Here is a 13,390-nt window from a genome sequence, read left to right on the forward strand (position 1 = left end):
TGTTCTGCTCCCAAATCTCGGATCATCCGTTCGGTTCCCACCGCACGACGCCGTTGCGCCCCGCGGAGCGGGCCGTGCCCGCGACGTCGGCCAGGGCCGCGCCGTCCCTGCTCAGCAGGGTTTCCAGCAGCATGGGCAGGTTGACGCCCGCCACGACCTCCACGGGGGTGCCGCCGCGGGTCAGCCGGACGGCCGCGTTGAACGGCGTCGCACCCGGCAGGTCGGTCGCCACCAGGACGCCGGCCCCGTGGTCGACCGATGCGACCGCTTCGGCCATGCGCGCCCCGAACCCGGCGGGGTCCTCGTGGGCGGCGAGGTCGAGCGCCACCACCGCCTCGGGCGCCCCGATGATCACCTCGCAGGCCGACAGGGCTCCGCTGGCGAACACGCCGTGCCCGGCGACGACCACGCCGACCCGCTCATCCCCCTGCATGCAGCACCCCCAGCGCGCCGAGCCCGAACCCCGCGACGGCGAGCACGAGCAGCACGATCATCGAGTTCATCCGGCGGCGGATCGCCCAGTAGGCCGCCATGGTCACGACCAGCGGGATCATCTTGGGCAGGACGTCGTCGAGCATGTCCTGGAGCTTGATGACCTGCTCCCCCTGCGTGTACTGGAGCGGGGTGTCGATGGCGAGCCAGGTGCCGACCAGCGCGCCGACGCCCATGAGGCCGGCGATGGAGGCACCCTCCATCAACCGCTTGATCGCGGATTGGTCCAATCGCTCGAAGAGGCGGCGGCCGAGCCGGAACCCGTAGCTGAGCGAGATCCACCGGATGGCGACGTGCACCAGGTTCACCGGGATCAGGAAGACCAGCGGGGCGAGCATGTTGCCCTGGAGGGCGAGTGAGGCGCTGATCCCGCTGAGGAGCGGGCGCAGTGTGCCGTGGAACGCCGAGTCGCCGATTCCGGCGAGCGGGCCCATGAGGCTGCCCTTGACGCCCTGGATCGTCTTGACGCTGTCCCGGCGCTGCTCCTCTGCCGCGTCGACCTCCGGGTCGGCGTCGTCGGCCGGCACCGCGGTGTCGGGACGGGGCCGCGGCTCGGGCGCCGCCGGGGCGGTGTCCTCGGCCGCGGGGCGGTCCGGCTCGGCGGGGCCGCCGGACGCGGGGGTGCGCCGCTCGGCCGGCCCGGTGCCTTCGGCCGCGTCCGCTGTGTGCGCGCCCGCCGCGCCCGCGGTGCCCGCCGTGTCCGCGGCGCCGATGCGCGAATGCTGCATCTCCAGGTCGCTGACGAGCGCCAGGATCGGCCCGGGCAGCCAGGCGTGCCCGTTGAAGAAGGTCAGGTGCCGCCGCAGCGCCTGGGCGCGCTGCTCCCGGTCCGGGTAGAGCCTGCGCAGCCAGGGGATGAGCGTCCAGGTGAAGCCGATCGCCTGCATGCGGTCGAAGCTGAACGCCGACTGGATGGCGAAGGACCGCCAGAAGATGCGGACGCGCTCCCGCCGCGGGATCGAGATCGAGTCCGCGGAGTCGGCGTCCCCGCCGCCGCCGTGCAGCAGGCTCGCGCCGCCCTTCTGGAACACCCAGACCGCCGCGATCATGAAGCCGAGGGCGGCGACCCCGAGGACGCCGAACCCGGTGTAGGCGGCGAGCAGGAAGCCGATGAAGAAGAACGGCATCAGCGGCCGGGTCGAGAGGGTGCTGAGCAGCAGCGCGAACCCCAGTGCGGGCAGGACGGCGCCGGCGACCATGAGCCCGTTCTGCAAGGGGCCGTCGATGGCGTCGCTGAGGTGGCGCACCGCCTCGTTGCCGAGGCGCAGGCCGACGAAGGCGGGGACGGCGACGCACAGGAAGTGCACGAGGTTGCCGAGGTGCACCATCGCCGCGATGCCGCGGGTACTGCCCCGGTCGGCATAGCGTTCCGCCGCTGTGACGAAGACGGTGCTCACCGCCTTCGCTATGAGCTCGCCGAACGCGCCGAGCAGCGCGGCGGGCACGGCGATGACCATGGCCTGTTCCGGGGACAGGTCGGCGTTGATGGCGAAGGCCGTCCCGAGTACCGCGCCGATCGGCAGGTTGGGCGGCACCGACCCGCCGACGTCGGCGGCACCGATGAAGATCAGCTCCAGCGCGGCGCCGACGGCGAGCCCGGTGGGCAGGTCGCCGAGGACCAGCCCGGTGAGCGGGCCGAGGACGATGGCGCGTTCCAGGTAGAGGTCACCCATGAATCGCCGGCTGAAGTAGGCGAACCCGGCGATGAACGCCAGGAGCAGGGCTTGCGTAAGGGACATAGGCCGACCTTTGTGCTTTGGGGTGCCTCCGGCCGCCATGCGCGCGGTGTTCGCGCTGGTCCGGGGTGGGCCACGGCGGCCAGGGGGTCGCGGGCATCGCCCCCACACCGCCTTGGTGATCACCGACGCTAACCCGGCCATTCAACTAAGAGCAATAGTTCTGACTGATTTTGCTCATTTGGCGAGACGCGGTGACCGATCGGGAGGCGCGGGAGGCGCCCGGCCGGGACCGGCCGCCCCGCCGCGTCCCCGCGTCGCGCCGATGCCGCGCGTCTACCATTGGGCACATGAAACGGCCGCAACGACTCGCCGCGATCATGGAGCACATCGGTCGCGAAGGCACGGTCGCCGTTACCGCGCTGTCGCACGGTCTCGGCGTCTCGGAGTCGTCGGTGCGCCGCGACCTCAACCTGCTCGAGGCGCAGCGGTGGATCTCGCGGACCCACGGCGGCGCGGTCGCCCGCGGCACCGCCGTCCGGCTCCAGATGTCGCCGCCCGACCTCGACCTCACCGAGCGGCAGAACCGCATGGCCGAGATCGCCGCCAAGCGCGTGCCCGACGGATCGACCGTCGGCCTGGTCAGCGGCGAGACCATCGGCGGGATCGGCAGGGTCCTCGCCGACCGCAGCGACCTCACCATCGTCACCAACGCCGTCGACATCGCCCACCAGCTCCTGGTGCGCCCGCACCTGCGGGTCGTCCTGACCGGAGGGGTCGCCGACCCGGAGACCTCGGCGCTCGGCGGCGCCTTCGCCGAGTCGATGCTGCGGCAGGTCAACCTCGCCATAGCGTTCGTCGAGGTCGACGGGGTCCACCCCCGCAGCGGGATCACCGTCGAGGAGTCCGAGCGCGCCCGGCTCACCGAGTCGTTCGTCGCCCACGCCGAGCAGGTCGTGGCGGTGGTCCCGGGGACACGGGTGGGGCGCTCGTGCTTCGTCCGGGTGTGCGCGCTATCGGCGATCGACGAACTGGTCACCGACGACGACGCCGACGAAGCGGCGCTCGCCGCCATCGCCGAAGCGGGGGTCGCGGTGACCATCGCCTGAGGCGCCGCCCGCACGGCGGCCGGCGGCCGCCGCACGCACCGGGGCGGTGCCGCCGCCGGTCAGGAGTCGATGCGGGCCAGGTCGAGTTCCTGGGCCCCCTTGGCGATGAACTCGCGGCGCGGCGCGACCTCGTTGCCCATGAGCAGGTCGAACACCTTCGCGGCCTCATCGGCGTGCTCGACCTGGATGCGGCGCAGGGTGCGGAAGCGGGGGTCCATCGTGGTCTCGGCGAGCTGGTCGGCGTCCATCTCCCCCAGGCCCTTGTAGCGCTGCACCGGCTCCTTGTAGCTCTTGCCCTTCTTCTCCAGTTCGAGCAGCGTGCGGCGCAGCTCGGAATCGGAGTAGGTGTAGATGTAGCGGTCCTCGGGCTTGGCCCCGCGCTTCTTGCGGACGTTGGTGAGCTCGATGCGGTGCAGCGGCGGCACCGCGGCGTAGACCCGGCCGGCCTCCAGCATCGGGCGCATGTACCGGTAGATCAGGGTGAGCAGCAGCGTGCGGATGTGCGCGCCGTCGACGTCGGCGTCGGCCATGAGGATGATGCGGCCGTAGCGCGCGGCGTCGATGTCGAAGCTCCGCCCCGAGCCCGCGCCGATGACCTGGAGGATCGCCGCACACTCGGCGTTCTTCAGCATGTCGGCGACCGACGACTTCTGCACGTTCAGGATCTTGCCGCGGATGGGCAGCAGCGCCTGGAACTCGGAGTCGCGCGCCAGCTTGGCGGTGCCCAGAGCGGAGTCGCCCTCGACGATGAACAGCTCGCTGCGGTCGAGGCCCTCGCTGCGGCAGTCGACCAGCTTCGCCGGGAGCGCCGAGCTCTCCAGCGCGTTCTTGCGGCGCTGGGTCTCGCGCTGCTGGCGGGCGGCGAGGCGCGCCTTGGCGGCGTTGGCGACCTTCTCCAGCACCGCGCGGGCCTGCTGCTTCTCGCCGCGCTTGGTCGAGGTGAGGAAGGCGCGGAGCTCCTTGCCGACCACCTGGGAGACGATCCGGGTGGCGGCCGACGTGCCGAGGATCTCCTTGGTCTGCCCCTCGAACTGCGGCTCGGGCAGCCGCACCGTGACGACGGCGGTGAGCCCTTCGAGGACGTCCTCCTTGACCACGGGGTCGTCGTTGGCCTTGAGCAGCTTGGCCGCTCGCAGCTGGTCGTTGACCACCCGCACCAGCGCCCGCTCGAACCCGGCCTGGTGGGTGCCGCCCTTGGGGGTGGCGATGACGTTGACGAAGGTGCGCACGGTCGACTCGTAGCCGGTGCCCCACCGCATGGCGACGTCGACGTCGAGCCGGCGGTCGACGTCGGTCGGGGTCATGTGGCCGTTGTCGTCGAGGACGGGGACGGTCTCGGTGAACTGCCCTTCGCCCTGGAAGTGCAGCACCTGGGCGACCGGCTCGTCGGGGGCGAGGTAGCCGCAGAACTCGCCGATGCCGCCGTCGAAGCGGAAGTCCTCCTCGTAGGGCGCCTCGCCGTCGGTGCGCTCGTCGCGCACGGCGATGGTCAGGCCGGGGATGAGGAACGCGGTCTGGCGGGCGCGGTCGAGCAGCGACTCGCGGGCGAGCTCGGCGTCCTTGAGGAAGATCTGGCGGTCGGGCCAGAAGCGGATGCGGACGCCGGTGACCTTCTTGGCGACCCTGCGGATCTGGGTCAGCCCCGATGCGGGGCGGAAGGCGGCGTCGGGGCCTTTGTCGGCGAAGGTGCCGGGGATGCCGCGCTTGAAGCTCATGGCATGCGTGTGCCCCTGGCGGTCGACCTCGATGTCCAGGCGCATCGCCAGCGCGTTGACGACGGAGGCGCCCACACCGTGCAGGCCGCCGGATGCGGTGTAGGAGCCCGACCCGAACTTCCCGCCGGCGTGCAGCTTGGTCATGACCAGCTCGACACCGGGCAGCCCCGACCGCGGCTCGACGTCGACGGGGATGCCGCGGCCGTTGTCGCGCACCTCGACCGAACCGTCGGCGTGCAGGACGACGTCGATGCGGGTGCAGTGGCCGCCCAGCGCTTCGTCGACGGAGTTGTCGATGATCTCCCACATGCAGTGGGTGAGCCCGCGGCTGTCGGTCGACCCGATGTACATGCCCGGCCGCTTGCGCACGGCCTCCAGGCCCTCAAGGACCGAGAGATGCCTCGCGGAGTAGTCCTCGGGGTCGTGGACGTCGGCGGTAAGGGCGGTCACGTGGACATCTCCTGCGGACTCGGGGGTTCGACATGCCTTAGGGCACAGTAGTTCGAATGCAGGGTAGCCGCACTCTCCGGCTTCCGGGTATCCGGGCGTGTCGCGGGGTACAACCAGGATCAGCCGACAAAGGTGTCGCGAGCGGAGGACACCCCCAGGCGCATCGTAGCGATGACCTAGCTCACAAATCCGGCGGATTCCGCTGTCGGCGTACAACAGGGCTGGTTGGGAAGCTCCTCGTCCGGTTAGATGTTGTCCTGAGTGACTAACGCCGAGTATTGAGGAAGGCGAAGTGACTGGAACTCTTGCCCCCACCCAGCCGCTCACGGCGGCAGACCGCTGCGACCGGTGCGGTGCCCAGGCGTATGTCCGCGTGGTTCTCAGCTCCGGTGGTGAGCTGCTCTTCTGCGCCCACCACATGCGCAAACACGACGACTCTCTGCGCAAGGTCGCGACCGAGATCCAGGATGAGACGAACCGGCTGCACGAGGCTCAGGCCACGGCCACCGACGAGCGTTAAGTCATAAGGAAGGCTTCCAGAGGCGGTCCCCACCCCGGGGACCGCCTCTTCGCGTGCGCATGGCCCTCGCCCGGAATATATACTAATCTGAAATTGATATATAAACTGAGTCGGCACCATGATCAGGGGGATGCATGACGAAGGTCTTGATCGACATCGACGACGATGCTCTCGCGAGCGCGGCAGAGGTGTACGGGACCACAACGAAGAAGGACACCGTCAATACCGCGCTGCGTGAAGCCAGCCGTCGCGTCGATCGAGCGAGAGCCCTAGTCGAAATGCAAGCACTGGCCGACGAAGGGGGCTTCGACGTAGAGCTTCTTCAGGACAAGCGGAACTACCGCGGATGAGTCCCGCCCACTACCTGGTGGACACCAGTGCGCTTGGGCGCCTCTTCGCACTCGGCATCGGCCGTTTCCCCGACTGGAGCAAGGCCATCCAGAACGGCCTTGTGGCAGTGAGTCCGGTGACCGAACTGGAACTGCTCTACAGCGCGCGGTCGGCCGGGCACCGCACCAGGATGGTCGAAGTCCTGAACAGACTGTTCCTCCCCTCGCACTTTGACGACCGCCACGTCGCACGTGCGTGGGAGATTCAGCGCGAACTCACCGCACGGGGCGAACATAGAAGCGCCGGGCCGGTCGACCTGATGACCGCGGCGACGGCCGAGCTGAACCAACTGGTTCTGCTGCACTACGACTGGGACTTCGACACAATCACCCGAGTCACCGAGCAGCAGTCGCAGTGGTTCGCCGCACCCGTGTCACTCTGAGCACCGAGGTCCGTACGTCGGGCGGCAGCAGGCCGAGTCCTCGGCTCTGGTCGTTCCGCCTGCCGAGCACGGATACATTACGGGCGGGGCCAGTGGGCCCCGGAACCGACCCCGCCTGTGGAAAGACCCCTTGATGCTGCTCCTGCTGCCGCCGTCGGAGAAGAAGGCGACCGACGGGGACGGCCCGCCGCTGGACCTGGGGGCGCTCTCGCTGCCCGAGCTCGGCGCGGCGCGCGAACAGGTCCTGACGGCACTGGAGGCCCTGTGCGGCGGCGACCCCGCGCACGCGCGCGACGTCCTGGGACTCTCGGCCGCACAGGGCGACGCCGTCGACCGCGACCGGGAGATCCGCGCCGCCGGCACCCTGCCCGCCGCCGGGCTGTACACCGGGGTGCTCTACGACCACCTGCGGCTCGCTGAGCTGCTCGACGGCCCCTCGGCGGCGGCGACGCGCGATTCCGTGCTCGTCTTCTCCGGGCTGTGGGGCGTGGTCGGCCCGACCGACCCGCTCCCCGCCTACCGGCTGTCCATCGGCACGAAACTGCCCCCGCTGGGCGCGCTGGGCCGCTACTGGCGCGACCACCTCGGCGACCCCCTCACCAAGCGCGCCGACGGCCGCCTCATCGTCGACTGCCGCTCCGCTGGCTACGCCGCGGCGTTCACCCCCGCGGGCGACGCCGCCGAGCGCACGGCAGCGGTGCGGGTGCTGCGCGAGACGGTCGTCGCCGGGACGGTGCGCCGCTCGGTGGTCAGCCACATGGCGAAGGCCACGCGGGGCGCCGTCGCCCGCGCGCTGCTATTGGCAGGCCGCGCCCCGGAGTCGCCGCGCGAGCTCGCCGAGGCGCTCAACGACCTCGGCCACACCGCCGAGTTGGTGGCGGCCGACAAGCCCGGCCGCGCGGCGACCGTCAACGTCGTCGAGCAGGGGTGACACCACCGTGCCCGGTGTCGGGGCGCTCGGAACCACCGCGCCCGGCATCGCGAGGCTCGGAATCGGCGGGCCCGGCGCCGGTCACAGCATCTTGAGTTCGCGCATCGCCTTGGCGAGCTCCTCCTTCGAGGTGTCCTCGGTGCCGTGGTAGTTCCAGGGGCGGCTGCGGAAGTGCATGTGGGTCTGGCCCAGGTGCCACCGGGCGTTGTCGGCCCGTTCGGCCTCGTGGAAGATCCACCCGAACAGGTGGTGGGAGTCGACCTCGCGCGGGTGCGGCCGGGGCGCCTGGCACCACTTCGCCGCCGCGGCCTCCAGCTCGGCGACCACCTGCGGGGTGAAGTAGCCCATCTCGAACTTCATGAAGGCCGCGAAGCCGCCGTTCTCGACCAGGGCCTCGCGCTCGCGGAACAGGTACTCGGAGTGCGCCTCCACCAGCATCGCGACCACGGGGTCGCCGGGCGGCGCGCCGGCAACGGCGCCCCGCGCGAACGCGAACATCTCCTCGTGCGACCCGTGCCACTTCGCGCACAGGGTCTGGAGCCGGGTCCAGTTGGCGGACCACAATGTGGGGTACCGGCTGAGCACGTTCTGCCAGACGGAGTCGCGCTCGGCCTGGTCGGCGCCGGTGCCCATGCAGTAGCTGAGCATCTCCGACCAGGGCACGGGGTCGTCGGGGCGCAACCGGGCGGCGGTCAGCAGCGGCTCTTCGGCGTTGGCGAGGGTGGCCCGGAACAGCTTGTAGCTGTTGTCGCTCACGGTGTCGGCGAACCCGCCGCCGCGGATCTCCCACGCCTCGGCGATCAGGGTGCTGCCGAGCCACACCAGGATGTCGGCGGCGTCCTCGGCGGGCATGCCGTCCTCGAGGAGGTCGTAGATGCTGCCGCTGTGCCCGATGGCGGCGTGGCCGAACGCGCTCACCATGGTGTCGCGCCGCTCGAAGTCGTGGCGGGCCTCGCGCAGCAGGGCGAGTCCGGCGAGCAGGTGGCCGTCGCCGACCGCTTCCTCTGCGGCGTCGAGCGCGGGATCGCCCCAGTGCCGCCCGGTGATGAACGCCGGCAGTGGCGCCGGCTCGCCCTTACGGCGTCCGAATAGTCCCATGATGACCGGAGCGTAGCCAATCCCGGGCGATGCGGGCGCCGGACTCCGGCGGGATCGAGCCCCTGATCAGGCCGCCCACCTGAGGTAACAAACCGGTCTCAGTTCTTTATCTCGGTCATACAGCGTGCACGGCATCATCAACCGTGTCGGATGAAGGGGATCTGCACACGCACCGGGCCGACCCCCGTGGAAGGTCGGCCCGGTGCGTGCAGTCGATCAGCACACGGACGCGGCGAACACCGGCCCGCACACTGGCAGGGGCGGGCGGTACGCGCGGACCGCGTCCGTGCCCCCTGGTTCCGGCGCCCCGGCGTCAGTCGAGGTAGTCGCGCAGCACCTGCGACCTCGACGGATGCCGCAGCTTCGACATGGTCTTACTCTCTATCTGGCGAATGCGCTCGCGGGTGACCCCGTAGACCTTGCCGATCTCGTCGAGGGTCTTGGGCTGGCCGTCGGTCAGCCCGAACCGCATCGACACCACACCCGCTTCGCGCTCCGAGAGCGTGTCGAGCACCGAGTGCAACTGCTCCTGGAGCAGGGTGAAGCTCACGGCCTCGCCCGGCTGGATCGCCTCGGAGTCCTCGATGAGGTCGCCGAACTCGCTGTCGCCGTCCTCGCCGAGCGGAGTGTGCAGGGAGATCGGCTCGCGGCCGTACTTCTGCACCTCGACGACCTTCTCGGGGGTCATGTCGAGCTCGCGGGCCAGCTCCTCGGGCGTGGGCTCGCGGCCGAGGTCCTGGAGCATCTGGCGCTGCACGCGGGCCAGCTTGTTGATGACCTCCACCATGTGCACCGGTATGCGGATGGTGCGCGCCTGGTCGGCCATGGCCCTCGTGATGGCCTGGCGGATCCACCAGGTGGCGTAGGTCGAGAACTTGTAGCCCTTGGTGTAGTCGAACTTCTCGACCGCGCGGATGAGCCCCAGGTTGCCCTCCTGGATGAGGTCCAGGAACAGCATGCCGCGGCCGGTGTAGCGCTTGGCCAGCGACACCACCAGGCGCAGGTTCGCTTCGAGCAGGTGCTTCTTGGCGCGCCCGCCGTCCTCGGCGATCCAGTTCAGCTCGTCGAGGAAGTCGGCCTGGAGCGAGGAGTCCTCGCCGAGCTTCTCCTCGGCGAACAGGCCGGCCTCGATGCGCTTGGCGAGCTCCACCTCCTGCTCGGCGTTGAGCAGCGGGACCTTGCCGATCTGCTTGAGGTAGTCCTTCACCGGGTCGGCGGTGGCGCCCGCGGCGACGACCTGGGCGGCCGGCGCGTCGTCGTCGTCTTCGTACAGGACGAACGACTCGTCCTCGGAGGTGTTGGCCGCGGCCTTCTCGGGGATGCCGGCCTTCTCCGGCTTGACCCCCGACCCGGCGACCGGGCCCTCGACGACCTCCGTCTCCTCGGTGTCCTCGACGAGTTCCAGGTCGGCGCCGGTCTCCTCCAGGTCCTCGGCGACCTCGATGTCGTCGAGCTCCTCGGCGGCCTCCAGTTCGGCGCCGTCGTCCTTGGCCTTGGCCTCGACGATCTCGGGCTCGCTCTTGGCCTGCTTGGGAGCGGACTTGGCAGCGGCGGTCTTCTTGGCGGCGGTGCGCTTCGCGCCGCCCCCGGCGTTGGCGCCGGTGCGCTTCTTCGACGCGGTGGCCGTGGTGCCCCCTGTGTCGGCGGAATCGACAACGGCGGTGACGGTGTCGGGCTGCTCTTGGGCGGCCGCCGCGCGCTTGCCCCGGGCGTTGGCGGTCGGTGCGGGGGCGGCCTTGCGCCGCGCGGCCTTGCGGCGTGCGGGAGCCGATTCCGCCGCGCCGACCACGAGGGTCACCCCCTCTTTGGTCAGGCTGCGGAGCACGGCCTGGGCCTGCGACATCGGAATGTCGGCCTCTTCAAAGGCACGGCGCACGTCCTCGGGCTCAAGGTACCCCTGGGACCGCCCACGCTCGATCAGCTGCTGAATGACAGGCTCTTGCAGCGACTCCGGCTGCTTGGAGCGGGTCGAACTGGCAGGTGACACAAACACCTCTCGAACGGACGTGTGGCGAGATTGCTGGACCCGGCGGCCCGATGAACGGAGAGGGCGAGCTGCACTCGCTCCTGCCTCAAGCCCGGGATCGTCCCCACTGATGTGAACGGAGCCGATTCTCTTTTCAGCGTATGCGCCCTCTCTGGCGTTCGGGCACATCCGCTTAGTAGGATTTTCGTCCGCACCCCTGCGGCGCCAACCCCACGGTCGGGTCCTGATTGCACCCCCCGCGCGGACAGGGGGCTGTCTATAGGTTCCTCCACCTTAGGCAAGGTGCCGGAGTTCTTCGTACGGCGCGCCCGGCGTGCCGCCTCGGCGGTCGGCGCCGTCCTAGCCTTCCGGGGCGGAACGGGCCACCGGGAGATGGACGGCGAGCAGTGTTACGTCGTCATCCTGCTCATACCCTGCGAGCATGCTCTCGACAAGGTAGTCGAGCATTTTCTGTGGATCGCCCACCACCTCCGCTGATGCCTGCGCCGCGACGGCGACGAGTTCGTCGAGCCCGGTGGCGACGGCGCGCCGACGGTTCTCAACCAGACCATCGGAGTAGAGCACGACGGTGTTACCGGGTGGCACGAAGAATTTGTGGTGGCCCCGCTCGGAGTGGACCCCCAGCGGGGTGTCGGGGTCGGTCTCCAGCAGCCACGGGGCGCTGCCTGGCGGCACGACCAGCGGCGGCAGGTGCCCGGCGTTGCTGAGGTCGATCTGCCCGGTCTCGGGGTCGAGCACGAAGTAGACCAGGGTGGTGACCTGGTCCATGGCCTCGGTCGCCTCGAAGAGGCGGTCGAGGCCGTTCAGGACGTCGGCCGGCTCGGGCATGCTGAACGCCAGCGCCCGCAGCGCGTTGCGCACCCGGCTCATGCCGGTCGCGGCCTTGATCCCTTTGCCCATGACGTCGCCGAGGACACCGGCCACGCGGCCGTCGGGCAGCGGGAACGCGTCGTACCAGTCGCCGCCCACCTGCACGTGCCGGGTGCCCGGGCGGTAGAACGACCGCATGCCGATGCCTTTGACCTCGGGCAGCTCCTCGGGCAGGAGGCTCTGCTGGAGGGCCTCGGCGGTGCGGTGCTCGCGCTCGAACAGCGTGGCGCGTTCGAGGGCGAGCGCGCACTGGCCGGCCAGCGCCTCGAGGAAGACCTTCTCCTCGTCGGAGACCTCGCGCGGGGAGGTGAACGCGAACCGCAGCGCGCCCATGGGCAGGCCGGCGCTGAGCAGCGGCAGGGTGACCCACGCCTGTTCGTCGGTGTGGGCGAGGAAGGTCCGGACCTCGGGTTCGTCGTCGAGCATCGTGCGCAGCTCAAGGGGGCTCTGCGCGATGAAGGGGCGCCGCTCGCGCACTGCCACCGCCAGCGTGCTGGGGTAGTCGAGCCCCGATTCGACCGAGGGCGCGCCGGGGATGTCGGGGACCCCTTCGGGGTTGAGGATCTTCAGCCGCAGCCGCTCGGGGTCGAGCATCGCCACGGCGGTGCGGTCGACCCCGACGGCCGACCGGCCGATCTCGCCCATGACCCGCACCACTTCGTCGACCGTCAGCGCTTCGGCAAGGTCGGAGGTGGCCTTCTGCAAGCGGACGGTGCGCAGCGCGGCCTCGCCGAGCTGCGCGGTGAGGCGCTGGCGCATTTCGTCGGCTTCGCGCTGGGTGGTGACGTCGGTGTTGGCGCCCACCCACTCGGTGAGTTCGCCGTCGCGCAGCAGCGCGACGGCGTAGGAGCGGTAGTGCCGGTACTCGCCGGAGCGGACCCGCACACGGAAGGTGGCGTCGAAGGGCGTGCGGTCGGCGACGGCGTCGTCCCAGGCCCGCTCGACGGCGGCGCGGTCGTCGGCGTGCACGGTGTCGAGCCAGCCGAGGCCGAGGAACTCCGCCTCGCTCTGGCCGGTGACGCCGCGCCACTCCGGGCAGTCCTCGTGCATGCGGCCATCGGGCCCGGCGGCCCAGATGACCTGGTTGCCGGCCTTGAGCAGGGAGCGGTAGCGCTCCTCGCTGCGCCGGAGCGCGGCTTCGTCGACCTCTTGGGCGACGGCGAGCAGCACCACGCCCTGGACGCGGCCGCCGGTGCCGTTGCTGCCGGCCGAGTGGACGGGCAGCCACGACAGCGCCCACCGCGTGCCCGTGCCGCCGGAGGCGTTCAGCGGGTGCTCGCTGTGCACGACGCCCGCGCCGGCGAGGACCGCGGCGATGGTCTGCTGGTGCGCGGCAGCGGAGCCGGCGCCGAAGAGCGCGTCGAGGCTGCTGCCCGTGCACTCGGGGACGGAGCGGCCGCAGGCGTCGGCGAGGACGGGGTTGATGGTCTGCACCCGCGCGGCGGGGTCGAACAGCGCGAAGCCGATCGGGGCGTCGCGCAGGAGCGAAGCGAGCAGTTCCGGGTCCGCCGGGCCGAGAGCGGACTCTCGGGACAGCGGTACGGACGTCTCGGTCCTCAAAGTCGACACCTCCGGGGTCCTTGCGCCCGAGCAAGTGTCTCACTCGTACGGGCTCAAGGGGGCGTTGGCGAACATCGATCTCAGTGTCGGTGCTGTCGTGGCCGGTGCTGACCGTCTCGGCGAACTGGCGCTGGGGAGCGGCCGCAACAGCATAGGCCACCGAACCAAGATCATGCCGAGCGAGTCGACGCGTTTAGTCAGCGGGCATAG

Annotated in this window: 11 protein-coding genes; 5 read left to right on the plus strand and 6 right to left on the minus strand. The window is 70.6% G+C overall.

Translation table 11 applies throughout. The features are described 5' to 3' along the window. Window positions 1–22 precede the first annotated feature (22 nt). The gene (locus tag CLV63_RS00795) at window positions 23–433 is read right to left on the minus strand and encodes a PTS sugar transporter subunit IIA (protein ID WP_106580881.1); all 411 of its coding nucleotides are present in this window, start codon (window positions 431–433) and stop codon (window positions 23–25) included. Then, entirely contained in the window at window positions 420–2,231 is a 1,812-nt protein-coding gene (locus tag CLV63_RS00800; RefSeq protein ID WP_170134108.1) for a PTS system mannose/fructose/sorbose family transporter subunit IID, read from the minus strand. Before CLV63_RS00800 ends, CLV63_RS00795 begins: the two co-directional genes overlap by 14 nt. A 287-nt stretch (window positions 2,232–2,518) precedes the next feature. Between CLV63_RS00800 and CLV63_RS00805 the strand changes: the two genes are divergently transcribed. After that, window positions 2,519–3,277, plus strand: coding sequence for a DeoR/GlpR family DNA-binding transcription regulator (locus CLV63_RS00805; protein WP_106580883.1), 759 nt, complete (start codon window positions 2,519–2,521; stop codon window positions 3,275–3,277). A gap of 59 nt (window positions 3,278–3,336) precedes the next feature. On the opposite strand, the gene CLV63_RS00810 is transcribed toward CLV63_RS00805, so the two are convergent. Next, window positions 3,337–5,442: a DNA gyrase/topoisomerase IV subunit B gene (locus CLV63_RS00810; RefSeq protein WP_106580884.1), complete on the minus strand. Its 2,106-nt coding sequence runs from the start codon at window positions 5,440–5,442 to the stop codon at window positions 3,337–3,339. Window positions 5,443–5,734: 292 nt separating this feature from the next. Between CLV63_RS00810 and CLV63_RS00815 the strand changes: the two genes are divergently transcribed. The 4 genes from CLV63_RS00815 to yaaA all read left to right on the plus strand — a co-directional run bounded on the left by CLV63_RS00815 (window position 5,735) and on the right by yaaA (window position 7,665). Further along, the gene (locus CLV63_RS00815; protein ID WP_106580885.1) at window positions 5,735–5,962 is read left to right on the plus strand and encodes a DUF7455 domain-containing protein; all 228 of its coding nucleotides are present in this window, start codon (window positions 5,735–5,737) and stop codon (window positions 5,960–5,962) included. A gap of 134 nt (window positions 5,963–6,096) precedes the next feature. Next, window positions 6,097–6,312, plus strand: coding sequence for a type II toxin-antitoxin system VapB family antitoxin (locus CLV63_RS00820; RefSeq protein WP_106580886.1), 216 nt, complete (start codon window positions 6,097–6,099; stop codon window positions 6,310–6,312). Further along, entirely contained in the window at window positions 6,309–6,734 is a 426-nt protein-coding gene (locus CLV63_RS00825; protein WP_106580887.1) for a PIN domain nuclease, read from the plus strand. Before CLV63_RS00820 ends, CLV63_RS00825 begins: the two co-directional genes overlap by 4 nt. Window positions 6,735–6,867: 133 nt before the next feature. Then, on the plus strand, window positions 6,868–7,665 hold the full coding sequence (gene yaaA, locus CLV63_RS00830; protein ID WP_106580888.1) for a peroxide stress protein YaaA: 798 nt from the start codon (window positions 6,868–6,870) through the stop codon (window positions 7,663–7,665). 81 nt (window positions 7,666–7,746) lie between these two features. Here the strand turns inward: yaaA and CLV63_RS00835 are convergent, their stop codons facing one another. The 3 genes from CLV63_RS00835 to CLV63_RS00845 form a co-directional block, all read right to left on the minus strand. Next, window positions 7,747–8,763: a hypothetical protein gene (locus CLV63_RS00835; RefSeq protein WP_106580889.1), complete on the minus strand. Its 1,017-nt coding sequence runs from the start codon at window positions 8,761–8,763 to the stop codon at window positions 7,747–7,749. Between the two features lie 313 nt (window positions 8,764–9,076). Beyond that, a complete protein-coding gene (locus CLV63_RS00840) occupies window positions 9,077–10,750 on the minus strand; it encodes an RNA polymerase sigma factor (RefSeq protein ID WP_106580890.1) in 1,674 nt (557 codons plus the stop codon). Between the two features lie 339 nt (window positions 10,751–11,089). Further along, window positions 11,090–13,180, minus strand: coding sequence for a SpoIIE family protein phosphatase (locus CLV63_RS00845; RefSeq protein ID WP_245928502.1), 2,091 nt, complete (start codon window positions 13,178–13,180; stop codon window positions 11,090–11,092). Between the last annotated feature and the right edge of the window lie 210 nt (window positions 13,181–13,390).

The organism is Murinocardiopsis flavida, from assembly GCF_003014485.1.
In the GTDB taxonomy this organism is placed as follows: domain Bacteria; phylum Actinomycetota; class Actinomycetes; order Streptosporangiales; family Streptosporangiaceae; genus Murinocardiopsis; species Murinocardiopsis flavida.